Origin of the sequence: Fictibacillus sp. 7GRE50, assembly GCF_015903875.1 — a bacterium.
GTDB classification, from domain to species: Bacteria; Bacillota; Bacilli; order Bacillales; family Fictibacillaceae; genus Fictibacillus; species Fictibacillus phosphorivorans.
The window spans coordinates 270,693-296,842 of record NZ_JACZDW010000004.1; the positions used below are offsets into that span (position 1 = coordinate 270,693).

General features: G+C 40.4%; 32 protein-coding genes and 1 riboswitch. Of the genes, 29 read left to right on the plus strand and 3 right to left on the minus strand.

Going from position 1 to position 26,150, the window contains the following annotated elements; genetic code table 11:
• The first annotated feature begins 10 nt into the window (after positions 1-10).
• Together IHV12_RS16475 and IHV12_RS16480 are read left to right on the plus strand one after the other, a co-directional pair.
• Positions 11-664, plus strand: a complete 654-nt coding sequence (locus IHV12_RS16475; protein WP_197130845.1) for a CoA transferase subunit B — start codon at positions 11-13, stop codon at positions 662-664.
• A gap of 84 nt (positions 665-748) precedes the next feature.
• The gene (locus IHV12_RS16480) at positions 749-1,918 is read left to right on the plus strand and encodes a thiolase family protein (RefSeq protein WP_197130840.1); all 1,170 of its coding nucleotides are present in this window, start codon (positions 749-751) and stop codon (positions 1,916-1,918) included.
• Positions 1,919-1,967: 49 nt separating this feature from the next.
• Here IHV12_RS16480 and IHV12_RS16485 read toward each other — a convergent pair whose 3' ends face one another.
• Complete coding sequence (locus IHV12_RS16485; protein WP_197191519.1) at positions 1,968-2,879, minus strand: aldo/keto reductase; 912 nt, start codon at positions 2,877-2,879, stop codon at positions 1,968-1,970.
• A 127-nt stretch (positions 2,880-3,006) separates the two neighbouring features.
• A complete protein-coding gene (mciZ, locus tag IHV12_RS16490; RefSeq protein WP_066395881.1) occupies positions 3,007-3,141 on the minus strand; it encodes a Z-ring formation inhibitor MciZ in 135 nt (44 codons plus the stop codon).
• A gap of 98 nt (positions 3,142-3,239) precedes the next feature.
• Between mciZ and IHV12_RS16495 the strand changes: the two genes are divergently transcribed.
• From IHV12_RS16495 to IHV12_RS16600, 22 genes are all read left to right on the plus strand, one after another.
• Positions 3,240-3,788 carry an NUDIX hydrolase gene (locus IHV12_RS16495; RefSeq protein WP_197130834.1) on the plus strand — a complete coding sequence of 183 codons (549 nt, stop codon included), beginning with the start codon at positions 3,240-3,242 and terminating at the stop codon, positions 3,786-3,788.
• 22 nt (positions 3,789-3,810) lie between these two features.
• Positions 3,811-4,977 carry an endonuclease Q family protein gene (locus IHV12_RS16500; protein ID WP_197191801.1) on the plus strand — a complete coding sequence of 389 codons (1,167 nt, stop codon included), beginning with the start codon at positions 3,811-3,813 and terminating at the stop codon, positions 4,975-4,977.
• Between the two features lie 62 nt (positions 4,978-5,039).
• On the plus strand, positions 5,040-5,675 hold the full coding sequence (gene spoIIM, locus IHV12_RS16505; RefSeq protein WP_066395870.1) for a stage II sporulation protein M: 636 nt from the start codon (positions 5,040-5,042) through the stop codon (positions 5,673-5,675).
• 120 nt (positions 5,676-5,795) lie between these two features.
• A complete protein-coding gene (locus IHV12_RS16510) occupies positions 5,796-6,266 on the plus strand; it encodes a Fur family transcriptional regulator (protein WP_144699257.1) in 471 nt (156 codons plus the stop codon).
• 224 nt (positions 6,267-6,490) lie between these two features.
• Positions 6,491-6,700, plus strand: coding sequence for a YqzK family protein (locus tag IHV12_RS16515; protein WP_370568824.1), 210 nt, complete (start codon positions 6,491-6,493; stop codon positions 6,698-6,700).
• A gap of 11 nt (positions 6,701-6,711) precedes the next feature.
• Positions 6,712-7,602 (plus strand): site-specific tyrosine recombinase XerD, encoded by an 891-nt coding sequence (gene xerD, locus IHV12_RS16520; RefSeq protein ID WP_197191520.1) that lies wholly within the window; start codon positions 6,712-6,714, stop codon positions 7,600-7,602.
• Positions 7,603-7,715: 113 nt separating this feature from the next.
• Positions 7,716-8,900: a phosphopentomutase gene (gene deoB / locus IHV12_RS16525; protein WP_197191521.1), complete on the plus strand. Its 1,185-nt coding sequence runs from the start codon at positions 7,716-7,718 to the stop codon at positions 8,898-8,900.
• A 24-nt stretch (positions 8,901-8,924) separates the two neighbouring features.
• The gene (locus tag IHV12_RS16530; protein ID WP_197191522.1) at positions 8,925-9,737 is read left to right on the plus strand and encodes a purine-nucleoside phosphorylase; all 813 of its coding nucleotides are present in this window, start codon (positions 8,925-8,927) and stop codon (positions 9,735-9,737) included.
• 88 nt (positions 9,738-9,825) lie between these two features.
• Positions 9,826-11,130 (plus strand): pyrimidine-nucleoside phosphorylase, encoded by a 1,305-nt coding sequence (locus IHV12_RS16535; RefSeq protein ID WP_197191523.1) that lies wholly within the window; start codon positions 9,826-9,828, stop codon positions 11,128-11,130.
• 136 nt (positions 11,131-11,266) lie between these two features.
• Positions 11,267-12,439: a D-alanyl-D-alanine carboxypeptidase family protein gene (locus IHV12_RS16540; RefSeq protein ID WP_197191524.1), complete on the plus strand. Its 1,173-nt coding sequence runs from the start codon at positions 11,267-11,269 to the stop codon at positions 12,437-12,439.
• A 115-nt stretch (positions 12,440-12,554) separates the two neighbouring features.
• Complete coding sequence (spoIIAA, locus tag IHV12_RS16545; protein ID WP_197130817.1) at positions 12,555-12,905, plus strand: anti-sigma F factor antagonist; 351 nt, start codon at positions 12,555-12,557, stop codon at positions 12,903-12,905.
• Positions 12,906-12,907: 2 nt separating this feature from the next.
• Entirely contained in the window at positions 12,908-13,348 is a 441-nt protein-coding gene (gene spoIIAB / locus IHV12_RS16550; RefSeq protein WP_066395840.1) for an anti-sigma F factor, read from the plus strand.
• A gap of 12 nt (positions 13,349-13,360) precedes the next feature.
• Positions 13,361-14,119, plus strand: a complete 759-nt coding sequence (gene sigF, locus IHV12_RS16555; protein WP_197191525.1) for an RNA polymerase sporulation sigma factor SigF — start codon at positions 13,361-13,363, stop codon at positions 14,117-14,119.
• 582 nt (positions 14,120-14,701) lie between these two features.
• On the plus strand, positions 14,702-15,322 hold the full coding sequence (locus IHV12_RS16560; protein ID WP_197130812.1) for a stage V sporulation protein AA: 621 nt from the start codon (positions 14,702-14,704) through the stop codon (positions 15,320-15,322).
• Complete coding sequence (locus IHV12_RS16565) at positions 15,312-15,734, plus strand: stage V sporulation protein AB (RefSeq protein WP_197130810.1); 423 nt, start codon at positions 15,312-15,314, stop codon at positions 15,732-15,734. Before IHV12_RS16560 ends, IHV12_RS16565 begins: the two co-directional genes overlap by 11 nt.
• Before the next feature lie 15 nt (positions 15,735-15,749).
• Positions 15,750-16,205, plus strand: a complete 456-nt coding sequence (gene spoVAC, locus IHV12_RS16570) for a stage V sporulation protein AC (RefSeq protein WP_197130807.1) — start codon at positions 15,750-15,752, stop codon at positions 16,203-16,205.
• Positions 16,206-16,216: 11 nt separating this feature from the next.
• Complete coding sequence (gene spoVAD / locus IHV12_RS16575) at positions 16,217-17,233, plus strand: stage V sporulation protein AD (RefSeq protein WP_144699277.1); 1,017 nt, start codon at positions 16,217-16,219, stop codon at positions 17,231-17,233.
• 1 nt (position 17,234) lies between these two features.
• Positions 17,235-17,585, plus strand: a complete 351-nt coding sequence (spoVAE, locus tag IHV12_RS16580) for a stage V sporulation protein AE (RefSeq protein ID WP_197130805.1) — start codon at positions 17,235-17,237, stop codon at positions 17,583-17,585.
• Positions 17,586-17,589: 4 nt separating this feature from the next.
• Positions 17,590-18,168: a stage V sporulation protein AE gene (locus tag IHV12_RS16585; RefSeq protein WP_197130803.1), complete on the plus strand. Its 579-nt coding sequence runs from the start codon at positions 17,590-17,592 to the stop codon at positions 18,166-18,168.
• Positions 18,149-19,624: a spore germination protein gene (locus IHV12_RS16590; protein WP_137788997.1), complete on the plus strand. Its 1,476-nt coding sequence runs from the start codon at positions 18,149-18,151 to the stop codon at positions 19,622-19,624. Before IHV12_RS16585 ends, IHV12_RS16590 begins: the two co-directional genes overlap by 20 nt.
• A 59-nt stretch (positions 19,625-19,683) precedes the next feature.
• Positions 19,684-19,860: riboswitch (Lysine riboswitch) on the plus strand.
• 94 nt (positions 19,861-19,954) lie between these two features.
• A complete protein-coding gene (gene lysA, locus IHV12_RS16595; RefSeq protein ID WP_197191526.1) occupies positions 19,955-21,277 on the plus strand; it encodes a diaminopimelate decarboxylase in 1,323 nt (440 codons plus the stop codon).
• 69 nt (positions 21,278-21,346) lie between these two features.
• Positions 21,347-21,781, plus strand: a complete 435-nt coding sequence (locus tag IHV12_RS16600) for a peptidylprolyl isomerase (RefSeq protein ID WP_191753928.1) — start codon at positions 21,347-21,349, stop codon at positions 21,779-21,781.
• A gap of 57 nt (positions 21,782-21,838) precedes the next feature.
• On the opposite strand, the gene IHV12_RS16605 is transcribed toward IHV12_RS16600, so the two are convergent.
• Positions 21,839-22,351: a DUF309 domain-containing protein gene (locus IHV12_RS16605; protein WP_197191527.1), complete on the minus strand. Its 513-nt coding sequence runs from the start codon at positions 22,349-22,351 to the stop codon at positions 21,839-21,841.
• Positions 22,352-22,485: 134 nt separating this feature from the next.
• Between IHV12_RS16605 and IHV12_RS16610 the strand changes: the two genes are divergently transcribed.
• The 5 genes from IHV12_RS16610 (at position 22,486) to IHV12_RS16630 (ending at position 26,099) form a co-directional block, all read left to right on the plus strand.
• Positions 22,486-23,229 carry a segregation/condensation protein A gene (locus IHV12_RS16610; protein ID WP_197191528.1) on the plus strand — a complete coding sequence of 248 codons (744 nt, stop codon included), beginning with the start codon at positions 22,486-22,488 and terminating at the stop codon, positions 23,227-23,229.
• A 6-nt stretch (positions 23,230-23,235) separates the two neighbouring features.
• The gene (gene scpB / locus IHV12_RS16615) at positions 23,236-23,826 is read left to right on the plus strand and encodes an SMC-Scp complex subunit ScpB (protein WP_197191529.1); all 591 of its coding nucleotides are present in this window, start codon (positions 23,236-23,238) and stop codon (positions 23,824-23,826) included.
• A 41-nt stretch (positions 23,827-23,867) separates the two neighbouring features.
• Complete coding sequence (locus tag IHV12_RS16620; protein ID WP_370568841.1) at positions 23,868-24,215, plus strand: hypothetical protein; 348 nt, start codon at positions 23,868-23,870, stop codon at positions 24,213-24,215.
• A gap of 252 nt (positions 24,216-24,467) precedes the next feature.
• A complete protein-coding gene (locus IHV12_RS16625; protein ID WP_197191802.1) occupies positions 24,468-25,544 on the plus strand; it encodes a type III polyketide synthase in 1,077 nt (358 codons plus the stop codon).
• Positions 25,545-26,099: an isoprenylcysteine carboxyl methyltransferase family protein gene (locus IHV12_RS16630; protein ID WP_197191531.1), complete on the plus strand. Its 555-nt coding sequence runs from the start codon at positions 25,545-25,547 to the stop codon at positions 26,097-26,099. It begins immediately after the preceding gene.
• Positions 26,100-26,150: the final 51 nt, after the last annotated feature.

A 26,150-nucleotide genomic window follows, 5' to 3' on the forward strand; every position in this document is an offset into this window, starting at 1 on the left:
GGAGACCATTATGAATATTAGAGAAAGAATTGCTAAAAGAGCTGAAAAAGAGATCGAATCAGGATTTTATGTAAATTTAGGGATCGGAATGCCAACGATGGTTGCCAATTTTATTTCCGATAACAAAGAAGTCGTTCTACAGTCAGAGAACGGACTTTTAGGGATCGGCCCTTATCCGCTTGAAAGTGAAGTTGATCCTGATCTGATCAATGCAGGGAAAGAGACCGTAACGGCAATTAAAGGAGCTTCTTATTTTGACAGTTCTGAGTCGTTTGCCATGATACGTGGCGGTCACATTGATATCGCGATACTAGGTGGAATGGAAGTTTCAGAGAATGGTGATCTAGCTAACTGGATGATTCCAGGTAAGATGATAAAAGGAATGGGTGGGGCGATGGATCTTGTGCATGGAGCAAAGAAGATCATCGTCATCATGGAACATGTGAACAAAGCGGGTGACAGTAAGATCTTAAAACAATGTCAGCTTCCCCTAACAGGAAAAGGTGTCGTAGAACGAATCATCACCGATCGTGCTGTTATGGACGTTTCTGATAAAGGTCTTGTGTTAAGAGAAGTAGCAGAAGGATATTCTGTTGAGGATGTAGTAAATTCCACAGAGGCAAAACTATCTGTTGCAGAGGATGTTAAGCTAAACGCTTATTAATAAATTCTTCACTATATGCCATGCACGATAAAGTTTATGATCCATACAAAGTTCTTAATCTTTTAAATAATGAGGTGCAATCACATGGCTATCTATATTATAGATGGGGCTAGAACGCCGTTCGGATCATATGGAAAATCCTTGACCGGTGTGAGTCCAACAGACTTAGGTGAGATATCTGCTCTAGAGGCGATGAAACGTGCCAACATTTCTCCAGCAGATATAACGGATGTAGTTTATGGTAATGTTATTCATTCGAGCAAGAATGCCGCATATGTAGCGCGACATACTGCTTTAAGAGCAGGAGTGCCAGCAGACGTTCCTGCCATGCTTGTCAACCGCTTATGTGGATCTGGATTGCAAGCTGTCGTTTCAGCGATGCAGAATCTACGTGATCTGGAAGAAGGAATCGCGCTTTCTGGAGGCATTGAAAATATGTCACAGTCGCCACACGTTTCTTTTTACCACCGGTTTCATAATCAAAAGTTTGGCCCAATCACGTTTGATGATATGCTACTTCAGACGTTGAGTGATGAATACATTGGGTGTGGCATGGGTATTACAGCTGAAAATTTAGCTGATCAATATTCCATTACACGAGGAGAGCAAGATGAGTATGCAAGTCTCAGTCATAGAAAAGCGGCTGAAGCAAGAGAGAGTGGAAGATTTACAAAAGAAATCGTTTCAGTACCACTAAAAAACGGAGCTCTTTTTACAGAGGATGAAGGGATCAAACCTGAAACATCTGTTTCTTTGCTTGGCGAATTGAGGCCATCTTTTCAAAAAGACGGAACAGTTACAGCAGGGAATTCTTCTTCTATTAACGATGGCGCCGTGTCGCTTATTCTTGCTCACGAAAAATCGGTCAAAGAGAAAGGTTTAAAACCGCTCGTAGAGATCGTTTCATGGGCAGTAACAGGCGTCGATCCATCGGTGATGGGAATTGGTCCTGTACCTGCGATTCAGAAACTGCTGCAAAAAACAGGTCTTTCCATCGATGACATTGGTTTGTTTGAAATCAACGAAGCGTTTAGTTCTCAATACTTAGCTGTAGAAAAAGAATTACAATTAGACCGCGAAAAAACGAACGTGAATGGAGGAGCGATTGCACTCGGTCACCCTGTAGGTGCAAGTGGTGCAAGGCTGTTGCTTACATTGAGTTATGAAATGAAACATCGTCAAGAAAAGTATGGAATAGCGAGCCTATGCATTGGCGGTGGGCAAGGAATCGCGATGTTACTAAAACTAGTATAAAAAAAGTCCCGTGAAGCGATATCGCTGCAACGGGACTTTTTCTATTGGATTATGCTCGGTGCGTTTCGTAGATTTCAGCTGGAAAAATAGAGCGCAATGACTCTGACTCAGCTTCACTTAATGGTGGAGATTCAAAGGTTTTGATATTTTCTAAAAGTTGTTCAACAGAGCTTGCACCAGCAGACGCCGTTGCCACTGGCTTTTGTTGCAACACATATTGCAACGCTGCATGTGTGATGTTTTTATCACCTAAGACATCTTTAGATTTCTCGATCATTTTTTGTATGTCAGCGCCAGTATGATGAAGAAACTTGCCATCAGCACTCTTTTGAAATGCTTTTTCACTCAACCACCCTTTTGCAACAGGCCCTCTTGCGATAACACTTATATCCTTTGACGCGAGAAAAGGAAACAGTTCTTCAGGACGTCTATCCAACAAACTGTATTGCATCATGATGCTTTGAATATTCGAGTGCTCTGCAAAATAGTTGATCGTGTTCGGCCGTATAGATGAAATACCGTAATAACGAATATATCCTTCAGACACGAGTTCATCAAAAGCCTCGATCGTTTCATCCAGGGGATCATCGATCGTCCCTCCGTGCAGCTGGTAAAGATCAATATAATCAGTTTGCAGACGTTTTAGGCTTTCTTTTAAGGCGGATTTTATGTAAGCTTTAGAAGGATTCCACTTCCAACCGTCTCCAGGTTGACTCCAATCATTTCCGCCTTTTGTAGCAAGAATGATGTCTTGTCGAACATCTTTTAGTGTTTTGCCAATAAACTCTTCATTCCACCCAAACCCGTATAAATCGGCTGTGTCAAAATAGTTAATACCATGATCGAGCGCAGTCTTCACGATTTTCTCGTTCTCGTTCCCTAACTCGGGAGCAAGTGACATACATCCTAAGCTCAGTTCACTCACATACAGATCAGAAGAACCTAGTCTTCTTTTTTTCATCCTTTTCACCTCAACTTCATTCAATTTGTTTCTGTTCTAAACCTATCATAATGACATGAAAAAAGAAAAAACTCCGCACAAAAAAAGATGCGAATAAAAATTCACATCGTCAGCCGTCAAGGTGCGTTTATTTTTTCGGAGAAGTGGCGTTGATCCAGTCTTGAACAAGTTCATGCTGCTTACTATAATTTTGTAGCATATATTTGATCTGCCAAGCCTTGCCCACAAGCGTGATCCCTTTAGGTTGAAGATAGATCTTCATCTGCTATGCCTCCCTTATCGTCCTATTAAATGCAGTATTCCAAAGTATGATAGACTTTATGTAGAAAAGAAGATAAATAGACCATTGGAGTGTGGAATATGGAAAACTTATACGAAAAAACGGTAAGCAAAGAACAGGTATACAGCGGTAAAATCATTGATCTATATATAGAAGAAGTAGAACTACCTAATAAGAAGATAGGGAAACGAGAGATTGTTAAACACCCTGGAGCAGTAGCGGTACTAGCCGTAACAGATGAAGGTAAAATGTTAATGGTAGAGCAGTTCCGAAAACCACTCGAAAAGACGATCATTGAAATTCCAGCAGGTAAGCTTGAAAAAGGAGAAGATCCATTAGAATGCGCCAAGCGTGAGTTGTTAGAAGAAACGGGCTTTGCTTGCGAATCTATGGAGTCCATCGGCTCTTTCTACACCTCTCCAGGATTTGCAGATGAACTGATTCATCTCTACTATACGAACACTCTTACAAAACAAGGTGACCAGATGACAGATGAAGATGAATTCTTAAACGTACTTGAAATAAGCGTAGATGAAGCGAAAGAATTGATGAAACAAGAAAAAATTCATGATGCAAAAACAGCTTACAGTGTCATGTATATGGAGTTGAACCGTGCAGTCAAAAAATAAACTTCTGCCGTTCTTTGCAGATATGCATATTCACATCGGAGCATCTCAAACAGGAAAAGCGATCAAGATTACAGGTTCAAGATCCCTGACACTTCGCAATATTTTACGCGTAGCCAAACATGTAAAAGGTATGGATGTCATAGGAATCATCGATTGTCATTCGCCTGAAGTACTTCAGGAATTAAAAGAACTTGAACAAAATGGTTACTCGCAAGAGCTCGAAGAAGGCGGCTTATTGATTGATGGATTAACACTAATACCAGGGGCCGAGATTGAGATAAACGATGAACATTGTAAAGGGCCGATCCACGTTCTTGTATATATGCCGAGTCTTGCTACGATGGAGAGTTTAAGTGCATGGCTAACTCCTCGAATGAAGAACATCCATCTAAGTTCTCAACGGATGTACGGCAGTGCTCTTGAACTTCAGGAGTTTGTGAAGAACGCTGGTGGGTTATTTATTCCAGCCCATATTTTTACTCCGTTCAAAAGTTTATACGGAAAAGGAGTAGATTCTTCTCTAACGGAAGTGTTAGATCCAGCTTTGATAGATGGTGTTGAACTAGGTTTAAGTTCAAATACCGAGATGGCATCTCGGCTTGAAGAGCTTTCTCCATTCACCTTCTTAACCAATTCTGATGCCCATTCATTAGAGAAAATCGCGCGTGAATATCAAATGCTCTCCTTAAAGAAACCATCGTTTAAAGAATTTAAAATGGCTCTTCAAGGAAAAAATGGTAGAGAGATCATTGCAAATTATGGTCTCAATCCTTATCTCGGTAAATACTATAATTCGGTTTGTGAAACATGTTTTGAAGTATACCCACCAAACAGTGTGAATTGCGTTAAATGTGGAAGTAAGAAGTTCATAAAGGGAGTCAACGACCGGATCAATGAACTTCAAGGTACAAGAACAAGTAAAGTAAACAGACCCCCGTATATTCATCAGATACCGCTCGAGTTCATACCAGGATTAGGTCCAAAATCTTTAGTGAAACTGCGTGAAGCGATTGGAACAGACATGGATATCATACATTCTTCTACCCAAAGTCAGCTGGAGGAAATTGTTAAACCAGCTATAGCAGAACAGATCCTATCTGCTAGAAATGGAGAACTCTCTGTCCAAATAGGTGGAGGCGGAACTTACGGAAAAGTAATTCTCAATCATCCTAGTAAAAGTAAAAAATAAGACATACCTTCTCCCCTGATTCATAGAATAGGATTAAGAGATTCGGTGGAGGAGGCTTACATATGGAGAGTGCGCGCTATTACATGCAGCGGCATCTTGAAGAAAATAAAACGTTATATGCGTTTGTTGGTGTTCTCTTTTTAATGGGTGTCATTTTTGGGGCAATCATCGTTAATTCGTTGAGTCTGAATCAAAAACAAGATCTATACACGTATTTATCACGTTTTTTTGTTCAAGCTGCTGAAGGTGGCTTTACGAGCAAAACAGACATGTTCTTTCAAAGCTTTGGCCATTATTTAAAATATATGGGTCTCATGTGGATTCTAGGTTTATCTGTAATCGGGCTGCCTGTTATTTTAGTTATGCTGTTCTTAAAAGGGGTCGTGATCGGTTTTACAGTAGGATTCTTAGTGAATCAAATGGGATGGTACGGTTTTTTATTATCATTTGTATCTGTTCTCCCACAAAACGTACTATTAATACCTGCTTTTATTATCGTAACAGTCGCTGCAGTTGCTTTTTCTTTTAAAATGATCCGTCAACTGGCTTTTAAAAGGCACCACATGCCCTTTTTGCCTCAGCTGTTAAGATATACATTATTAGTCGCGGGTGTAGGTGTCATGGTATTACTTGCTTCAACGATGGAAGCCTTTTTTACTCCAGCCCTTATGGAACAAGTAATCAAATGGTCAATATAACTAGAAAGAATAATTATTTGTTTATAATAAGTTTAAATCGTTAATTAAAATGACTTTAAATTGACAACTTTTTTCTCCTTGCTTATAATTATCTTGTGCATACATAAGGAGGAAAAGGGTATGGAAAGCAGAATCGACCGTATCAAAAAACAGCTGCATTCACAAAGTTATAAGCTGACTCCACAGCGTGAGGCGACCGTGAGAGTCCTCCTCGAAAACGAAGAAGATCATTTAAGTGCGGAAGATGTTTATCTGCTCGTAAAAGAAAAGGCGCCAGAGATTGGTTTGGCGACCGTTTACCGTACTCTGGAACTCTTAACCGAACTTAAGGTAGTCGATAAGATTAACTTTGGGGATGGGGTATCCCGTTACGATCTTAGAACAGAAGGTGCTGATCATTTTCATCATCATCTCGTTTGTATCGAATGTGGAGCGGTGGACGAAATACAAGAAGACCTTCTTGGCGATGTGGAAAAAGTAGTTGAAGAAGGCTGGAATTTTAAAATTAAAGATCACAGACTGACATTTCATGGAATCTGTCACAGGTGTCATCCTAAGGATAATAATGAAGGTGAAGGAAGCGAAGAGTAGCGCTTCCTTTTTGTATTTTGCTCTATAACATTGAAATCGGGAACTATTATCTAAGAGGAATTAACACTCATTTAGAAGATATTAGGCAAAGAATATTTACAAAGTCCCAAGAATCGGGTAACGTATGATGTGTAGATTCAACTTTTATGTATAATCGGGGAACATGTGGGCATAACCTGTACTATATGAGGACAGGGGTGGACATGATGATTTCCTGGATGAAAATGGTTTGGAATACAACGAAGGTGTTCTTTGCTTTTTCAATTTGCACGCTCGTGTTTTATTTCGGTTTGCTTTGGATCAATCAAGAATATGAAAACTATCATAGATATGACGAACCAAAAGGTAAAGCTGTTAAAGTCTTTAACTTGAGTTCTGATAAGGACTCAAACGCTGTAAAAAGACTTTTTTATTTTTATCAGACCGGTGAGTAAGGAGGGGTAGAGTGAACGATCATGTTCAGGATTTTCTTCAATACATTATTGTAGAACGAGCCCTCTCAAAGAACACAATCGACTCCTATAAGAGAGATTTAACTCAATATGTACGGTATCTCGAAAAAGTCGAATCTCTTGAAACTATTCATGAGATTGACCGTAATCATATAATGGGATATCTTTTATTTTTAAAAGAGAATGGTAAGGCTTCCACGACGCTAGCGCGCAACATTGCGTCTATTCGGTCTTTTCACCAGTTTCTTTTAAGAGAGAAGGTCTCTAATCAAGATCCTTCTGTACATATTGAAACACCTAAAACAGAGCGGAAGCTTCCGAAAGTTCTATCTACAGATGAGGTTGAAGCACTGTTAGACACACCTGCTGCGAACGATCCATTCTCACAAAGAGATAAGGGCATGCTCGAGCTTTTGTATGCAACTGGCATTCGAGTTTCAGAACTTGTGCAGCTTAATATAGGAGATGTCCATTTAGATATGGGATTCATCCGCTGTATCGGCAAAGGGAACAAAGAAAGAATCATCCCTTTAGGAAAGATGGCCCAAACAGCAATCGAACGATATCTGCAAAATGGACATTCAATCATGTTAAAAGGCAAGAAGACAGATGCACTCTTTTTGAATCATCACGGAAATCGTTTGTCTCGCCAGGGATTTTGGAAGATATTAAAGCAACTAGCAAGAAAAGCTCATATCGAAAAGGAACTTACACCGCATACACTTCGTCATTCGTTCGCAACTCATCTATTAGAAAACGGAGCGGATCTGCGTGCAGTGCAAGAGATGTTAGGACATGCTGATATTTCCACAACACAAATTTATACCCATGTAACGAAAACAAGATTAAAAGATGTATACTCCGCCTTCCATCCGAGGGCGTGAGCTTTCTTTTTTTGATAAGATGTCAGACTTCTGACATCATCAAGAATTTGTTTGTTGTTTCTGCTATAAGGAAATAGTAAATAAAGTGAATGTACGAATTTCAGGAGGACAAAATGAAACAATCACGTTTTAAGAGAACATTTTTAGTCGTAATGGATTCTGTAGGAATTGGTGAAGCGCCAGATGCAGAAAAATTCGGAGATAAAGGAGCTCACACGCTAGGGCACATCGCACGTGAGATGAACGGCCTCAACGTTCCGAACATGGAAAAGCTAGGTCTTGGAAACATTGATTCGACGATGGAAGGAATTCAGAAAGCAACGAATCCAATCGGACATTATGCGAAACTTCCTGAACTTTCAAATGGTAAAGATACGATGACGGGACATTGGGAGATCATGGGTCTTCACATACAAGAACCTTTTCAAACGTTTCCGGATGGCTTTCCTGATGAGTTGATCGACATGCTTACCGAAAAATGGGGTAGAGGAATTCTAGGGAACAAAGCTGCGTCAGGTACTGAAATTATTACTGAGCTCGGAGAAGAGCATGTGAAAACAGGAAAGTTGATCGTTTATACGTCTGCTGACTCTGTGTTGCAGATTGCAGCTCATGAGGATGTCGTTCCGCTAGAAGAATTATATGAAATCTGCGAAACGGCGAGAGAAATGACGCGTGAAGGCAAGTATATGTTAGGAAGAATCATTGCTCGTCCGTTTAAAGGTGAATCAGGAGCGTTTGAAAGAACGTCTAACCGTCACGACTATGCCCTAAAACCTTTCGGAAGAACGGTTATGAACGAGTTAGAAGACGCTGGATACGACAGCATCGCACTAGGTAAGATCTCTGATATCTTTGACGGTGAAGGTGTGACGAAAGCCATTCGTACGAAATCGAACATGGATGGGATGGACAAGCTTGTGAAGTCGATGGATGAAGACTTTACAGGTCTAAACTTTTTAAACTTGGTTGATTTTGATGCATTGTTCGGACATAGAAGAGATCCAAAAGGATATGGTCAGGCATTAGAAGAATTTGATGCTCGATTGCCAGAGGTACTTGAAAAGCTAAAAGAAGACGATCTGCTTGTCATCACAGCTGACCATGGAAACGATCCTGTTCATCATGGTACAGATCACACGCGTGAATATGTGCCATTGATGGTGTATTACAAAGGAATTAAAGAAGGTAAAGAACTTAACGTAGGGAACACGTTCGCTGATATTGGTGCGACCATCGCTGAGATTTATGATGTGAAAAAACCAAGTATCGGTCAAAGCTTTTTAAATCAACTTTAAGGTTAAGTTAAGGGGGAAATGAACATGTCAAAACAATTACAGACATCTGCAGATTTTATTCAATCAAAACTTACTTCTACTCCAAAAATAGGTTTGATCTTAGGCTCTGGTCTAGGAATCCTTGCGGAAGAAATTCAAAACCCAGTTATAATACCATACTCAGATATTCCTGAATTTCCTGTATCGACTGTAGAAGGTCACGCTGGACAGCTTGTTATTGGTGAGCTTGCTGGAAAACAAGTAGTAGCGATGCAAGGGCGTTTTCATTATTACGAAGGATACTCGATGGAAAAAGTAACGTTTCCAGTTCGTGTGATGAAATTAATCGGTGTTGAAACAATCGTTGTAACGAACGCTGCAGGCGGTGTTAACAAGGATTTCGAAGCTGGAGACCTTATGCTGATCACAGATCATATCAATAACTTTGGTAACAATCCGTTAATCGGTGCTAATGATGATTCGTTTGGCGTTCGTTTTCCAGATATGAGTGAAGCTTACACGTTGTCTCTACAGGACGTTGCACGTGGTGTAGCAAAAGACTTAAACATCTCATTAAAAGAAGGTGTTTACGCAGGTAACACCGGTCCTTCATACGAAACGCCAGCAGAAGTAAGAATGCTTCGTGTTTGGGGAGCAGATGCTGTAGGAATGTCTACGGTTCCAGAAGTGATCATCGCACGTCATGCTGGAATGAAAGTACTTGGAATTTCGTGTATTTCGAATATGGCAGCAGGTATCTTAGATCAGCCGTTAACACATGATGAGGTTATGGAAACTACGGAGATGGTAAAATCCAATTTCCTTTCTTTAGTTAAAGGAATCGTTAAGGAAATCTAACAGACAGTCTCTGCGTGAAGTCCGAAGTATTTAATTTAACTTTTAAAAATATGTTCATATGAAGTGATAAGAAAGTGGTGTTATTAACATGAGAATGGTTGATTTAATTCAAAAAAAGCGTGATGGAAAAGAACTAACAAAAGCGGAGATCGATTTTATTATTCAAAATTATACAAATGGTGATATTCCGGACTATCAAATGTCTGCATTTGCAATGGCTGTATACTTTAAAGATATGACAACTGAAGAGCGCGCGCATTTAACGATGGCGATGGTAGAGTCAGGTGATCAGATTGACCTTTCTGCGATCGAAGGGATTAAAGTAGACAAGCACTCAACGGGTGGTGTTGGTGATACAACAACTCTTGTGCTAGCTCCTTTAGTTGCTGCGCTTGATGTACCTGTAGCGAAAATGTCGGGAAGAGGACTTGGCCATACAGGTGGAACGATCGACAAATTGGAAGCTGTACCTGGTTTCCACGTTGAGATCGACAACCAAGAATTCATTGACCTTGTAAATAAGAATAAACTTGCTGTTATCGGCCAAAGCGGAAACCTAACGCCTGCTGATAAGAAGCTTTATGGTCTTCGTGACGTAACGGCAACGGTTAACTCTATTCCATTGATCGCGAGTTCGATCATGAGTAAAAAAATCGCTGCTGGTGCTGATGCAATCGTGCTTGACGTAAAAACAGGTGCAGGAGCATTCATGAAAACACCAGAAGAAGCGGAAGAATTAGCTAACGCAATGGTGAAAATCGGTAATGCGGTAGGTCGTAACACGATGGCTGTTATCTCTGATATGAGCCAACCTCTAGGTCTTGCGATCGGAAATGCTTTAGAGATCAAAGAAGCAATCGATACGCTTAATGGTCAAGGACCAAAAGACCTGGAAGAACTTTGCTTAACTTTAGGTTCTCACATGGTGTATCTTGCGAAAAAAGCAGATTCACTCGAGCAAGCACGTGAGATGCTAAAAGAAGTAATCGCTTCTGGAAAAGCACTTGAAACATTAAAAGTGTTCCTAAAAGCTCAAGGTGGAGACGAATCAGTGGTTGATCATCCAGAAAGAATGCCACAAGCTGCACATACATTTGAGTTAGCTGCAGATGAAGAAGGCTATGTTTCTGAAATTGTTGCAGATGAGATTGGTACGGCGGCAATGATCTTAGGTGCAGGTCGCGCTACGAAAGAATCTGTGATCGATCTAGCTGTCGGATTAATGCTTAACAAAAAAGTCGGTGACCAAGTTTCAAAAGGTGATTCACTTGTAACCATCTACAGCAATACTGAGAATGTAGAAGAAGTGAAGAAGAAAATCCGTGAGGCTTATACGATTTCGAAAGATGCTGTAGAAGCTCCACCACTTGTTTATAAAGAGATTAAGAAATAATGAATACCAAAAATGACCCAAGAGTTAGTACTCTAGGGTCATTTTTTTGTTTTCTCGAACATCGAAATGGTTGGAAGATCCGGTATAAAGTGAAAAAATATGGAAAAAATAAAACTATATGAATGGAGGGAACTGTATGAAAGGCGTTATTTCAGGTCTACTATGTATTTGTTTGTTGGCTTCTTTTTCAATCCCAAAAGCGGAGGCAGCAGAAAAAGCAAAAGAAAAAATAAAGCTTGCAGAACAGAGCCACTCGGCCATTTTAATGGAGCAAGATAGTGGGAGTGTGCTATTCGAAAAGAATAGCCATGAGAAGCTGCCGCCAGCGAGCATGACCAAAATCATGACGATGATATTAATCATGGAAGCCATCGATAAAGGCAAGATCAGCTGGAATGATAAGATTCGTGTAAGTGAATATGCGGCAAGCATGGGAGGATCTCAAATCTTCCTTGAACCAGGTGAAGAGATGCGAGTAGAAGACATGGTGAAAGGAATAGCAATCGGAAGTGCGAACGATGCTTCAGTGGCTATGGCGGAACATATCGCTGGATCTGTTGAGTCCTTTGTAGATCGTATGAACGATAAAGCGAAACAACTCGGTTTAAACGATACGTTCTTTAAAAATCCTACAGGGCTTCCTGCTGCAGGTCATTATACGTCTGCTCATGATATGGCCCTTATGGGAAAAGAACTTCTTAAGCATGAGGAAGTTACAAAGTTCACAGGACTTTATGAAGATTATTTAAGAGAAGAAACAGAAAAGAAATTTTGGCTTGTTAATACGAACAGACTTGTTAAGTTCTATCCAGGGGTAGATGGGTTGAAAACGGGCTTCACGAACGAAGCAAAGTATTGTTTAACAGCTACTGCAAACAAGAACGGGATGAGAGTCATCGCTGTTGTTATGGGAGCACCTTCTCCTAAAGACAGAAATGCTCAAGTTACTTCGATGCTTGACTACGCTTTTACACAGTTTTCAACGAAAAAGCTTTATGCAAGACATGAGATTGTAAAAGAAGTTAAAGTACAAAAAGCGGAAAAGTCTAAACTTCCTGTTGTTACTTCAGAACACATTTCACTGTTATTGAAGAAAGGTGAGACAGCGAAAAAAGTGAAAACTGAAGTAAATGTAGATAAAGATTTGAAATTACCTGTAAAAAAGGGACAGCAGATCGGTTCTTTAAAAATATATAACGGGAACAAGCTGATAACAGAAAGTCCTGTGTTAGCTTCAGAGACGGTAAAAAAAGCATCTTGGTGGAAACTTTTCAAACGAACAGCAGGACAAATGTCAAAATCCTCATGACTTTAATGATTTCTTGACAGTTATAGGCGAATTCCCACTAGTTTTGTCATGAGTGAAGGAATTCGTCTTTTTTTATAGAAAATTCACGTTATCCAAAAAAGAAGGAGAGGATAGCGTGGGATTAGCTGTCAATTTGGAACTTAAACACACCGTATTATGCATCCGCTTAGACGGAGAACTTGATCACCATACTGCGGACATGCTTCGGTCACAAGTGGAAGATTATTTGAGGAAGCATACGGTAAACCATATTGTCTTAAATTTAGAAGGTTTGAGTTTCATGGATAGTTCAGGTTTAGGCGTTATACTAGGGCGTTATAAGCAGATCAAAAGCCAGAATGGTGAGATGGTGGTATGCGCCATATCTCCAGCAGTAAAACGACTTTTTGAGATGTCAGGACTGTTTAAGATTATCAAGCTTGAAGAAGATGAAGAGCTTGCCCTTCAGGCTTTGGGGGTGGCTTAAAAATGAGAAATGAGATGAAGATTCAGTTTTCAGCGTTAAGTCAGAATGAATCCTTCGCACGTGTGACGGTTGCTGCGTTTATCGCTCAGATCGACCCAACAGTTGATGAACTGACAGAGATCAAGACCGTTGTATCTGAAGCGGTGACGAACGCGATCATTCACGGATACGAAAACAAAGCAACTGGAATGGTATATATTGAAGCGGCTATCGAGGAGGATACGATCCACCTTACGATCCGTGACGAAGGTTTGGGAATTCGTGATCTTGATCAAGCAAGGCAGCCGCTATATACGTCCAAGCCAGAACTAGAACGCTCAGGAATGGGTTTTACGATCATGGAGAATTTTATGGATAGTGTAGAAGTCATCTCAGAACCGTCTTACGGCACTACGATTCATTTGACAAAATACTTGACCAAAAATAAAGCAATGTGTAATTAAGGGAGTATGTCTATGGATGTCGAGGTGAAAGGCAGCAAAAGTGAACCGTTTCTTAAGGATGAAGAGATTAAGCGATTGATCAAACAGAGTCAGGAAGGAGATCAGTCAGCCCGTGATACGATCGTTGAAAAGAACATGCGGCTTGTCTGGTCTGTGGTTCAGCGCTTTTTAAACAGAGGTTATGAAGCAGATGACCTTTTTCAAATCGGCTCTATCGGGCTATTAAAATCTGTTGATAAATTTGATCTTTCTTATGATGTTAGGTTCTCTACCTATGCAGTGCCTATGATCATCGGTGAGATACAGCGGTTCATCAGGGATGATGGAACGGTTAAAGTCAGCAGATCATTAAAAGAGACCGGTAACAAAGTGCGTAAAGCAAAAGACGAGCTATCTAAATCACTTGGGAGAACACCTAACATTTCAGAAGTAGCAGAATTTCTAGAGATCGCAGTAGAAGATGTAATCATGGCTCAGGATGCTGTACGAGCGCCACAGTCGATTCATGAAACTGTTTATGAAAACGACGGTGATCCCATTACGTTACTAGACCAAATCTCTGATCACTCGGATAATAAGTGGTTTGATAAGATCGCGTTAAAAGATATTATGGATAAACTTGATGAGAGAGAGCGGCTGATTGTTTATTTAAGATATTTTAAAGATCAAACACAATCTGAAGTGGCCGATCGGCTGGCCATTTCTCAAGTACAGGTATCCAGGCTTGAAAAGAAAATATTATTATTTATGAAAAACCAGATGGAGACTTAAACGTCCTATCTGGTTTTTTTGCTTGTTGTTAAAAGTCCTTGTAAGATAGTTGATCTCCGCTCCAGGTTGCACGCTTTCCATGGGGCGAACGGTGTTCGAAGAAGTATATGTGCTCCTGCGTCTACAAGAAAATCCTATCGAAGCGAGCTTCCTCGTCGCATGCCTTACGAGAAGAATTTGCAGAGTGGCTGGCACGCTACGCGCCGTTAGGAGTCTCACCTGCCCACTCGTCCCATAGGAGTCGGCAACCTTCCGCTACAATCAACTTGCATAAGAAGTATAAAAAAATCTATAAGTTAATCGCTTAGAAAAAGCCTTATATTCAGGCGTTACATGAAGAGTCTTCGTTCAATTTATTACACAGAAGCTAACACATGCTAAAAAGTTCCTACAGTCTGGCAAGTGGCTCAACGGTCGCCCCGAGGAAAGGGAGCGCCTGAAACGGAGATCAACCACTTTCAAATACATCAAAGAATATATTAAATGGTGGTAGTTTTTGGATGCTGTTACATGAGAAGCATGATAAGAATTCCATAATCGCATACTAAACACAAATGCGCTTAGAAAGAGGTGAAGTGAAAATTGGATAAAACCGTATACCTGCGTATGCGTCAACGTGTACAGGTGATTCAGCATCAGAAAGTCACGATCGGAGAAGTTGCACAGATTGTAGCATCTGATGAATTAGAAGAAGCCATCAAGGGATATATTATCCACGAAGTAACCCCTGAAGATAAGCATTTGATTGTGATCGATGTCATGCGTGTGATCGCTACGATTCAAAAGAAAAACCCTGGATTAGATGTTCAAACTATCGGACCTGCACAATCGATTCTGGAGATTCAGATGCAACAAAAAAAGCTGGCACCAGTGTATTTTGTCTTGGTGTGGCTTCTACTTTTTACAGGCTCGGCACTCGCGATCATGAATTTTCATGAAGATGTAAGCATGCAACTTGTTCACCAAAAAATCTATTTCATGATAACGGGGCATTATAAAGAGCAGCCTCTATTACTTCAGATTCCATATTCGTTCGGTCTTGGTCTAGGCATGATTCTTTTCTTTAACCATCTTTTCCGAAAAAGACTTAATGAAGAACCAAGCCCTTTGGAAGTTGAGATGTTTAATTATCAACAAGACCTCGATCAGTATGTGATCGTTCATGAAAACAAAGAAACAGAGAAAAAGATCAATGGGAATTAAAGTATTGCTCATTGCTTTTATCGGTTTTGGCGGTGGAATCACAGTAGGCTCTGGTCTTGTGGCTTTAATCACTGTTCTTGGAATCGTACCAAGGCTGATGCAGCTCTCTAAAACGTATCGATATATTAGAGGTTATGAGTTAAGCATTATTTTAGGTGCTGTGATCGGCGGTTGGATGAATCTAAAGAACGCTTCAATTGGGTTTTCTGCTTTCTTTCTTATACCGATCGGTTTATTTATGGGGATCTTTGTTGGAATGTTAGCCGCAGCGTTAACAGAAGTATTGAACGTACTCCCGATTCTTGCGAAAAGAGTTGGATTTGGAGAGAAAATCATCATTATATTAATGGCAATTGTACTTGGGAAAATCTCGGGATCTTTGTTTCATTGGATGTACTACATTAATCATTAAGGATGTGATTGTACGATGGCAACAAAAGAAGAACAGCAGGCATATGCCGAAAAAATTAAATCGATACAGCCGAAACCTCCGTATGTTTTAAATTGTTTAAAAGCATTTTTAATAGGTGGGATCATCTGCACGATCGGTCAAGCGATTCAAATGTTCTATATGACTTACTTTAACTTCACGCAAGAAACAGCGGGAAATCCGACGGTTGCTACGCTCATTCTAATCGCAGCACTATTAACTGGACTCGGTGTATACGATAAGATCGGTCAGTTCGCTGGAGCAGGTTCTGTCGTTCCGGTAACAGGATTCGCTAACGCCGTTACGAGTGCGGCATTAGAACATAAAAGTGAAGGTCTAGTACTCGGAGTGGCTACAAATCTCTTCAAATTAGCTGGAGCTGTTATCGTATTTGGAGCTGTATCTGCCTATATTTTCGGTATGATCCGCTACATCTTTCAGCACTTGACATAAGGAGTGAAGGCATGAATTTATTAGGAAGACAAACATGGAAATTTGCAAATAACATTTACTTAAATGCGGCCGGCACAGCAGTAGGTCCGATGGAAAGCGAAGGACCTTTAGGCAGCTATTTTGATAAAACGTATAACAACCTTCACTGCGGACAAAAGAATTGGGAACTTGCTGAACGTCAGTTGATGGAAGATGCGATCAATGCTTGTTTGCACAAAGTAAAGATGAAGCCAGAAGATATCAACTTTTTGTTGGCAGGTGACTTGTTAAACCAAATCGTTTCGTCAAACTACACGGCTAGAGGAAACGGTATACCGTTCCTTGGTGTGTTTGGTGCATGTTCAACTTCGATGGAGTCTTTAGCATTAGGTGCAGCTTTAGTAGATGGCGGGTATGCGAATCGAATTGTAGCTGCAGTAAGCTCACACAATGCTACTGCTGAAAGACAGTTTAGATATCCTACTGAGTACGGCGGGCAAAAGCCAGATACAGCTACGTTTACCGTAACAGGTGCAGGTGCTGCACTTGTAAGTAAAGAGGTCTCAGATATAAAGATCACATCGGCTACTGTTGGAAAAGTAGTGGACTTAGGAATCAAAGATCCTTTTGATATGGGATCAGCGATGGCTCCTGCAGCTGCAGACACGATCGCGGCACATTTTAAAGAGATGGATGTTCAGCCTGATGAGTACGATTTAATCGCTACAGGGGATCTTTCTGGAGTCGGTGCACCGATCGTTAAGATGTTATTAAAAGAGCAAGGTTATGATGTGTCAGACAATCATCGAGATTGCGGATTGATGATCTATCGAAGCGGACAACAGGTTTTTGCAGGAGGAAGTGGCTGTGCGTGTTCTGCAGTCGTTACGTACGGATATATCTTAGACGAGATTCGAAAAGGCAATCTAAAGAAAGTCTTGATGGTCGCAACGGGTGCATTATTAAACCCGGTAATGGTTCAGCAAAAAGAAAGTATTCCAACGGTTGCTCACGGCGTGGTTTTAGAGCGAGCGGAAGGAGGACAATAAGATGGAGTTTTTTTGGGCGTTTTTAGTAGGTGGAGCAATTTGTGTTGTCGGCCAGCTGATGATGGATGTAATGAAGCTGACACCGGCTCATGTAACGACTTCCTTCGTAGTAATTGGGGCACTTCTTGATGCTTTCGGTATCTATGATAACTTGATCAAATTTGCAGGAGCTGGAGCTACTGTTCCCATTACCAGTTTTGGTCACTCCCTTTTGCACGGAGCGATGGCATCAGCAGAGGAACATGGCTTTATCGGAATCGCCATGGGAATCTTTGAGTTAACATCTGCAGGAATCTCATCTGCTGTTTTGTTTGGATTTTTAGTAGCAGTCATCTTTGAACCTAAGGGGTGATCATATGGTGAAAAAACGGGTCATTTTCATAACGGATGGAGATCTGTATGCACTACGAGTCGTAGAGCATGCGGCTAAACAAGTTGGAGGACGCTGTATATCACAATCATGGGGAAATCCAACACGAAAAAGCGGTATAGAGCTTGTAGAGATGATCCGAAAAACACCACATGACCCTGTACTTGTAATGTTTGATGACTGTGGTTTTAAAGGAGAAGGTCCAGGAGAACAAGCGATGAGATATATTCATCAGCAGAAAGATATTGATGTGATTGGTGCTGTGGCCGTAGCTTCCAAAACGCATTTTACAGAATGGACAAAAGTTCACTGTTCTATGGATCGATATGGAGAACTAACAGAGTTCGGTATTGATAAGAGTGGAATTCCAGATCTTGAAACAGGCAGGATTAACGGTGACACCGTCTATATCCTCGATGAATTAAACCTTCCTTTCATAGTAGGTGTCGGGGATATCGGAAAAATGGCTGGTTTTGATTCTGTTGAAAAGGGAGCTCCAATTACAGTAAAAGCGATTCAACTTATTTTAGAAAGGAGCGAATCAATTGGCAACCGAAAAAAATAAAACACCGATTAGTAAGAACATTGAAGATACGGAAAGGTTTTTAAAAGAGCGTTTGGGTATTGGTGTGAGTTTTGATGTTGGTGTCAGAAAGATCTTTGTCTTAAAAAAGGAACTTCAGCTGTATTATTGTACGGGACTTTGCGACAGTGAGTTCATCATCATGATCTACCGCGAACTAATGGATATGGATCATGGTCATCGCGCACCGAGTAAAGTAAAAGATCTTGTACATAATCATCTCGCACATCAGCAAGTAGAGATTACGAAATCGTTAGATGAAGCTGTAGACCGCATGCTTTCAGGTCTGATCGTTATATTCATTGACGGAGAAGAAGAAGCATTTGTTGTGGATGTAAGAAGTTATCCAGGAAGATCACCAGAAGAGCCGGACATTGAGAAAGTGGTAAGGGGAGCCCGTGATGGATACACGGAAAATATTATCATCAATACTGCTCTTACAAGAAGACGTATACGAGATGAACGATTACGACACGAAATTCTTCAAGTGGGTGAACGCTCTAAAACGGATGTATGTCTCGCTTATATTCAAGATGTGGCAGATCCCGGCCTCGTTGACCTTATTAGAAAAGAGCTTAACTCTATTGAGATCGACGGGATTCCAATGGCAGATAAGACGATCGAAGAGTTTATTGTAAAACAAGGTTGGAACCCGTTTCCCTTAGTCCGGTATACAGAAAGACCAGATGTTGCTGCACAGCACTTGATGGAAGGTCATGTATTAATCATCACAGATACATCGCCAAGTGTTATCATCACACCTACTACACTCTTTCATCACGTACAGCATGCAGAAGAGTTTAGGCAGACTCCATTTATAGGTGCTTTTTTAAGATGGACCCGCTTTACAGGTATGATGGCTTCAGTATTCTTAGTACCGATGTGGCTTTTGTTTTCGATGGAAGAGCAATTATTACCGCCTTTCATTGATTTTATCGGTCCGAATAAACACACGAACATCCCACTGTTTCTTCAGATAATCTTTGCGGAGATCGGGATTGATATCTTAAGGCTCGCGGCCATCCATACACCGAGTGCACTATCGACCGCCATGGGTCTGATCGCAGCCGTATTGATCGGGCAGATCGCAATAGATGTAGGATTATTCGTACCTGAAGTTATTCTATATGTTGCGATAGCGGCGATCGGATCCTTCTCCACACCAAGTTATGAGCTGAGTATCGCAAACAAAGTCCTGCGGCTTTTCTTGATTGCGATGGTTATGTTGTTTAAAGTGCCAGGATTTATTATCGGATTCACATTGTTGGTTCTCTATATGGCAACGATCAAAAATTTGAACACACCTTATTTGTGGCCGCTCTTACCGTTTAATCCAAAAGCGTTTCTACAGATTGTCGTTCGAATAGCTGTTCCGCTATCAAAAGTTCGACCTAGCATTGTACATCCGCAGAACACCAAAAAACAGCCAACTAATTAATCTGTCCCTTGCTGATTGTTGAAAATTGTGTTAAATTCATAACTAATTAAATATGCCTCATATGAGGTAGAGGCGCAAAACGAATGAGTAGCATATGGAGTTCATGGATGACGATGAAATATGTTGAAAGGTCAATTTGCCGAAGTGTAAAAAGAGTTCCATCTCTTTTTATGCTGGGCCGTTGCTGAACAAGCAACGGACTGTCACTACAACTGTAGTGGAGAGCTATTCCGACATGAGGGTACGGTTTTTGACAGCCTGCCTTAGTTGCGGCTGTCTTTTGTATTTGTCGGGATTGAATTCTCTATCAACAACGAGAGGGGATTACTTGTGAATTTACACGGAACATCAAAAATTGGAGATAATCAACATCTATGGATCGGTGGTTTAGATACGGTAGATCTAGCGAAAAAATACGGAACACCGCTATATTTGTATGATTTGTCCTTGATAAAAAATAGAGCAAGAGGCTTTAAAAAAGCATTCGAGGAAAATGGGGTAGGATATCAAGTAGCATATGCCTCAAAAGCCTTTTCTTCCATCGCCATGTTTCAGCTTATCGAACAGGAAGGATTAAGTCTGGATGTAGTTTCAGGTGGAGAACTTTATACGGCACTTCAAGCTGAATTTCCACCTGAAAGAATACATTTTCATGGAAACAACAAAAGCTTAGCAGAATTAGAATTTGCACTTACCGCTGGAGTCGGTTGTATTGTAGTAGATAACTTTCATGAGATCTCCTTATTAAAAATGCTGAGCAGCAAGCTTAGCAAAAAAGTAGACATCTTACTGCGTTTAACTCCAGGAATTGAAGCCCATACCCATGATTACATCATTACAGGTCAGGAAGATTCTAAGTTTGGATTTGATTTAGGGAATGGTCAAGGAGACAGAGCACTTCAAGAAGTACTTGCATTTGAAGGCTTTCGCGTTTTAGGGATTCATTGTCATATTGGATCTCAAATCTTTGAAACAGAAGGATTCACTCTGGCGATTGAAAAGTTGTTCGGCCATTTTAAAAAGTGGGAAGAAAACTTTAACTATTTTCCAAGTGTCGTAAATCTTGGAGGCGGGTTCGGTATTCAATATACGTCAGAGGATACACCGCTTTCTCCTGAACAATACGTTACGGCCATGATTGAAGAAGTGAAGAAACAGATGATTCACTTTGAAGGGAAAGATCTGCCTGAACTTTGGATTGAACCAGGACGTTCACTCGTAGGTGATGCGGGTACGACGATCTATTCAATCGGCTCTCAAAAAGAGATCGAAGGAGTTAGGCATTATGTGTCCATTGATGGTGGGATGACAGATAACATTCGTCCTGCACTCTATCAAGCTAAATATGAAGCATTCGTAGCGAATAAGATGAACGAAGAACCAACACAAACCGTTTCAATCGCAGGAAAATGCTGTGAGAGTGGCGACATGTTAATCTGGGATATTGAACTTCCTGAAGTTTGTGATAACGACTTATTAGCCGTTTCCTGTACGGGAGCTTACGGTTATAGTATGGCGAGCAATTATAATCGCATTCAGCGGCCAGCTGTTGTGTTTGTAGAGAACGGTGAAGAACAGCTTGTAGTGAAGCGGGAAACATATGAAGACCTCATCAAGAATGATGTTCCATTAAAAACGAATGTTTTTGTGTAAATTAGTTTACGGAGCAGACATTTAACCGTACAATGGTAGTTGAATGAAGTAGAAGGAGGCCTGTTTTTTATGAAAAAAGGTTCAATTGAATTTGAAAACGGCGAAAAAATTGTATTTGATCTGTACCAAGAAGAAGCACCTGGAACAGTAGAAAACTTTGAAAAACTTGCAAACGAAGGCTTTTACAACGGTGTAACGTTCCACCGTGTTATCCCTGGATTTGTAGCTCAAGGTGGAGATCCAACAGGAACTGGAGCTGGCGGCCCTGGTTATTCTATTCCTTGTGAAACAGAAGGGAACCCACATAAGCACGTAGCGGGGTCTCTTTCAATGGCGCATGCTGGCCGCGATACAGGCGGAAGCCAATTCTTCCTCGTACACGAGCCACAGCCGCACTTGAACGGTGTTCATACTGTTTTTGGACAAGTTACAGAAGGTTTGGAAACAGTACTTCGTATTAAACAAGGCGATGTAATGAAAGAAGTTAAAGTTTGGGAAGAATAAGTTCCAAATAAGAAAAGCTCCGGATTACTCCGAAGCTTTTTTTTATGTTTTAGGCAATTATACATTTCTGTTTTTCATGAGTTTTTGTCTATTTCGTTCATCAATAACCGTAGAACGGTCTCTTAAAGAGTGCTTATGAACGATGTTTTCATCCACTCCAGTTGTTAAAGACCACTCTTCTTCAGTCACACTAGCTTTTAATAAACATACGTTCAATAGATCAGTTGACAGTGGAAGAGCTATCGACTCAAAAGGTTGCTGTTGCTCGATTTTTTGTATGCTTTTATCGAGTAGTTCAAAAAAAGGTTCAACTTCTATTCCGAGTTCTTTCAGTGCTGCTTCTTCTTTTTGCAGCTTCACTCTACAACTCAAGATCATTCGTTTAGCTCCGTTATTGTTGCCACGCCGATGGTGATAAAGAGCCACTGCAAGCTGAATCAGTCCCGGCCACAGATCGCCTTTCATGCCCTCGTCCTTCCAATGCTCCTCAAGCACTTCGTGACACTCAAAGTAATCTTGATCTCTATGAAAATGCACCAAGTATTCAATCCATGGTTTTGGATAAGTCACTAGTCGTTCACGCCCCTTAATAAGCTCGACTTTAAGTTTACCATATGCATAGCATGAATAAAAACAAGCCGCGTACCACGCAAAATATGATATAATTTTATAATACAAAATCGCTGAAAAACTGGGGAAATGTTATGCAATATAGTGTGAAGCTTGATGGATTTGAAGGTCCGCTCGACTTACTGCTTCATTTGATACAAACCTACGAAGTGGATATTTATGATATCCCGGTAGCCATCATAACTGAGCAATACCTTCAATATATACATACGATGAAAGAACTAAAACTGGACGTAGCAAGTGAATTTTTAGTTATGGCAGCTACTCTTCTTGCCATTAAAAGCAAGATGCTGCTACCAAAGCATGAAGAAGAGCTTTTTGAGAATCAGATGGAACTCGAGATGGAAGAAGACCCAAGAGATGAATTAGTAAGAAGACTCGTTGAATATAGAAAGTACAAGTATGCTGCTGATGAACTTAAAGAAAGAGAATCAGCAAGAAGCTTAATATACACACGGCAGCCTGCCGACCTCTCACAGTTTGAGAAAGAAGAATCGGCAAAACAGGTGACCAACGTAACGCTGTATGATATGTTGCAGGCGATGCAAAAAGTCTTTCAAGAAAAGGTAACGCGAGCACCGAGACAAACGACCATCGAACGGCAAGAGATTCCGATCGAAAAAAGAATGGAACAAATAAAATCCTCGCTTCTTTCTGTAGGCGGACGAAAAAAGTTCACAGACCTTTTTGATAAGAGCACTAGGGAACATGTTGTTGTTACATTTCTTGCAATATTAGAACTTATGAAAGTTAAATCAATAAATTGCGAACAACAAGATCATTTTAGTGAAATTTATATAACGATGTTAGAGGAGTAATACGATTTGGAACGAAATGAATATAAAGCGATTGTAGAGGGTTTGCTTTTTGTCAGTGGTGATGAAGGAATCGACAGAAAACAAATCGCTCAAGTGTTGGAGATCGACAGCAAAGAACTTGATCCCATCATCGAAGAGTTGAAACAAAGTTATGCTTCACCAGAAAGAGGGATGTCTATTGTTGAATATGCGGGATCCCTTCAATTTGTAACAAAACCGGAACATGCTGCCTTTTATGAGCGTCTTGTTGAAACGCCTGGTCATGCGACACTCTCTCAAGCTGCTCTTGAAACACTAGCGATCATTGCCTATAAACAGCCAATTACTAGGTCAGAGATCGAAGAAGTAAGAGGTGTAAAAACGGAAAAACCGTTACAGACACTATCTGCTAAAGGATTAGTGAAAGAAGTTGGAAGAGCAGAAGGAACGGGACGGGCTATATTGTATGGTACAACAAAAGCATTCCTAGAACATTTTGGTTTGCAAAGTGTAAAAGAGCTGCCTCCTCTTCCTGAGAACATTCAGGAAGAGAATGTAGAACAAGAAGCAGACCTGTTCTTTTCAAAATTTCAGGAATCACTATCTATTGACGAATAACAAGGGGGAGTCATGCATTGTTGATTCAGCATATTGATGGTATGGAGTTAGAAAAAGAAAAGCCGAATACATCTGAGGATTTTTTTAACCGTTCAGAAGTGACCTATGAATGTAACGGAAAAATACAAACTTTTCATCTTCTTTATGTACGTTATTTTGAAGAGAAACTTCAAGAGGAATTAACACATCATGACTTTTGGAAAGATTACTTGAGATTCTATAAGATAACAGAGATTGCAGCACTCACCGCATTGCTTAAGGACCCGGCATACCAAAAGCGCAAACGGAGCTATATCAACAACTATGAAGAATTTAAAAAACTCTTCATCCAACCAAACGAAGAGTTGCTAAGTTCACATCTCAATACTTTAAAACAAATAACAAAGTAAACAGCCTAAAATTCAATCTAGGCTGTTTTTTTGTTTTTATTTTTTTCTTCCTATGCAAGTGTGAGCTTAATGTTTGCCATATGAGGGGCGCAAAGTGGCATGGATAGTAAGCAACCTGGAGTAGATATCAATTACTTCCATCAACTGAGAAGTTTACTTAAAAACAGAGTAATCTTTTTAAGTTACCGTTTTAAAAGGCAATTTAAGGGTAAATTACTAAAAAAGGATATGCAGCCGAAGGAGAGAGATCAATTGCCAAGAATAGCAGCAGTGGAAACAATAAATCCCCCTCATAAACTTTCTCAAGATCAAACAATGGATTTTGCACGAAATCTATTTCAAGACGCGTTTTCAGATATCGAACGTTTGCTCAAAGTATTTCAGAATGGTGAGATCGAGTCACGCTATTTCGCGATGCCTATAGATTGGTTTAAGGAAAAAAGAAGTTTTCAAGAGAAAAATGATTTATACATAGACTTTGCATCAAATTTAGGAGCAGAATGTATCGAAAAGGTCTTGTCTGATCAAAGCCTCAACGTGTCCTATGAAGATATTGATGCCATCTTCTACATTTCGAGTTCTGGGCTATCCACTCCAAGTATTGAAGCTAGAATCATGAACATTCTCCCATTTTCATCACATACAAAGAGGATTCCCATCTGGGGATTAGGATGTGCTGGTGGTGCATCAGGTTTTTCTAGAGCTTACGATTATTGTAAAGCATATCCAAAATCAAACGTCCTCGTTCTAAGTGTAGAACTTTGTTCACTAACATTTCAGCACGAAGATCTTTCCAAGAGCAATTTAGTAGGAACATCCTTGTTTGCCGATGGAGTTGCTTGTGCGCTAATATGCGGTGATGAGTCCGGTACTGGCAAAACATCAGAAATATCACCTTACATAAAAGATACGATGTCCACATTGAAGCCTCATTCTGAAGATGTGATGGGGTGGGAAGTAAAGGACACAGGTTTGTATGTTGTCTTTTCAAGGGATATTCCAAACGTTATCCGAACGTGGCTCAAACCGAACGTTGATGAGTTCTTAAACCGAAATCAGCTTGTCGGAGAACAGATTAAACATTTCATCGCTCATCCTGGAGGAAAGAAAGTCTTACAAGCATACGTGGATGCGCTCGGGATTCCGTTATCGAAAACAGATATCTCAAGAGATGTATTGAGGGAAAATGGAAATATGTCATCTGCCACTGTTTTCTATGTCTTGAAAAATTTTATGCAAACTGCAAAAGAAGAAGGAGATCTAGGTGTGATGGCCGCATTAGGGCCAGGTTTTTCTTCTGAACTTCTTTTAGTGGAATGGAGGAAATAGATGAACTGGTTTCTTCTATTTTGGGGTTTTCTTATCATACAGAGATTAGCAGAAGTAAGGATCGCTAAATCTAACGAAAAGAAGCTTTTGAGTAAAGGCGCAGTAGAAGCAGGGAGTGATCACTATAAGTGGATGGTGTCTATGCACGTTGCGTTCTTTGTTGTTTTCTTTTTAGAAGTATACGTGTTTAATGCACAGCCGCCTAGCTGGTGGATTGTTCCATTTCTTCTGTTTGTAATGGCACAAGTGATTCGTGTATGGGCGATATCGTCTTTAGGAGAGTTTTGGAATACGAAGATTATTCTATTACCTGGTGCGAATGTAGTAGCTAAAGGTCCATATCGTTTTATGAGACATCCCAATTATACGATTGTCTCTTTGGAACTCTTAGTCATGCCACTAATTTTTGGTGCTTATTTTACGGCTATCCTTTTCACTGTATTAAATATCTTCATGTTAAGGGTGCGGATACCTGCTGAAGAAAAAGCTCTCATGGAACTGACAGACTACGAAAAAAGCCATGGTCAAAAACAGCGTTTTTTTCCTTCCCAATAATTAGCGGAAGTAAATCCCATTCATAACCTGTCCTTGTTTGCATAAACTTTT

Bases quoted from the DNA above. Each gene is read 5' to 3' on its own strand.
- IHV12_RS16475 (WP_197130845.1), top strand. From the start codon at position 11: ATGAATATTAGAGAAAGAATTGCTAAAAGAGCTGAAAAAGAGATCGAA.
- IHV12_RS16480 (WP_197130840.1), top strand. From the start codon at position 749: ATGGCTATCTATATTATAGATGGGGCTAGAACGCCGTTCGGATCATAT.
- IHV12_RS16485 (WP_197191519.1), bottom strand. From the start codon at position 2,879: ATGAAAAAAAGAAGACTAGGTTCTTCTGATCTGTATGTGAGTGAACTG.
- mciZ (WP_066395881.1), bottom strand. From the start codon at position 3,141: ATGAAGATCTATCTTCAACCTAAAGGGATCACGCTTGTGGGCAAGGCT.
- IHV12_RS16495 (WP_197130834.1), top strand. From the start codon at position 3,240: ATGGAAAACTTATACGAAAAAACGGTAAGCAAAGAACAGGTATACAGC.
- IHV12_RS16500 (WP_197191801.1), top strand. From the start codon at position 3,811: ATGCATATTCACATCGGAGCATCTCAAACAGGAAAAGCGATCAAGATT.
- spoIIM (WP_066395870.1), top strand. From the start codon at position 5,040: ATGGAGAGTGCGCGCTATTACATGCAGCGGCATCTTGAAGAAAATAAA.
- IHV12_RS16510 (WP_144699257.1), top strand. From the start codon at position 5,796: ATGGAAAGCAGAATCGACCGTATCAAAAAACAGCTGCATTCACAAAGT.
- IHV12_RS16515 (WP_370568824.1), top strand. From the start codon at position 6,491: ATGGTTTGGAATACAACGAAGGTGTTCTTTGCTTTTTCAATTTGCACG.
- deoB (WP_197191521.1), top strand. From the start codon at position 7,716: ATGAAACAATCACGTTTTAAGAGAACATTTTTAGTCGTAATGGATTCT.
- IHV12_RS16530 (WP_197191522.1), top strand. From the start codon at position 8,925: ATGTCAAAACAATTACAGACATCTGCAGATTTTATTCAATCAAAACTT.
- IHV12_RS16535 (WP_197191523.1), top strand. From the start codon at position 9,826: ATGAGAATGGTTGATTTAATTCAAAAAAAGCGTGATGGAAAAGAACTA.
- IHV12_RS16540 (WP_197191524.1), top strand. From the start codon at position 11,267: ATGAAAGGCGTTATTTCAGGTCTACTATGTATTTGTTTGTTGGCTTCT.
- spoIIAB (WP_066395840.1), top strand. From the start codon at position 12,908: ATGAGAAATGAGATGAAGATTCAGTTTTCAGCGTTAAGTCAGAATGAA.
- sigF (WP_197191525.1), top strand. From the start codon at position 13,361: ATGGATGTCGAGGTGAAAGGCAGCAAAAGTGAACCGTTTCTTAAGGAT.
- IHV12_RS16565 (WP_197130810.1), top strand. From the start codon at position 15,312: ATGGGAATTAAAGTATTGCTCATTGCTTTTATCGGTTTTGGCGGTGGA.
- spoVAC (WP_197130807.1), top strand. From the start codon at position 15,750: ATGGCAACAAAAGAAGAACAGCAGGCATATGCCGAAAAAATTAAATCG.
- spoVAD (WP_144699277.1), top strand. From the start codon at position 16,217: ATGAATTTATTAGGAAGACAAACATGGAAATTTGCAAATAACATTTAC.
- spoVAE (WP_197130805.1), top strand. From the start codon at position 17,235: ATGGAGTTTTTTTGGGCGTTTTTAGTAGGTGGAGCAATTTGTGTTGTC.
- IHV12_RS16585 (WP_197130803.1), top strand. From the start codon at position 17,590: ATGGTGAAAAAACGGGTCATTTTCATAACGGATGGAGATCTGTATGCA.
- IHV12_RS16600 (WP_191753928.1), top strand. From the start codon at position 21,347: ATGAAAAAAGGTTCAATTGAATTTGAAAACGGCGAAAAAATTGTATTT.
- IHV12_RS16610 (WP_197191528.1), top strand. From the start codon at position 22,486: ATGCAATATAGTGTGAAGCTTGATGGATTTGAAGGTCCGCTCGACTTA.
- IHV12_RS16620 (WP_370568841.1), top strand. From the start codon at position 23,868: ATGGAGTTAGAAAAAGAAAAGCCGAATACATCTGAGGATTTTTTTAAC.
- IHV12_RS16630 (WP_197191531.1), top strand. From the start codon at position 25,545: ATGAACTGGTTTCTTCTATTTTGGGGTTTTCTTATCATACAGAGATTA.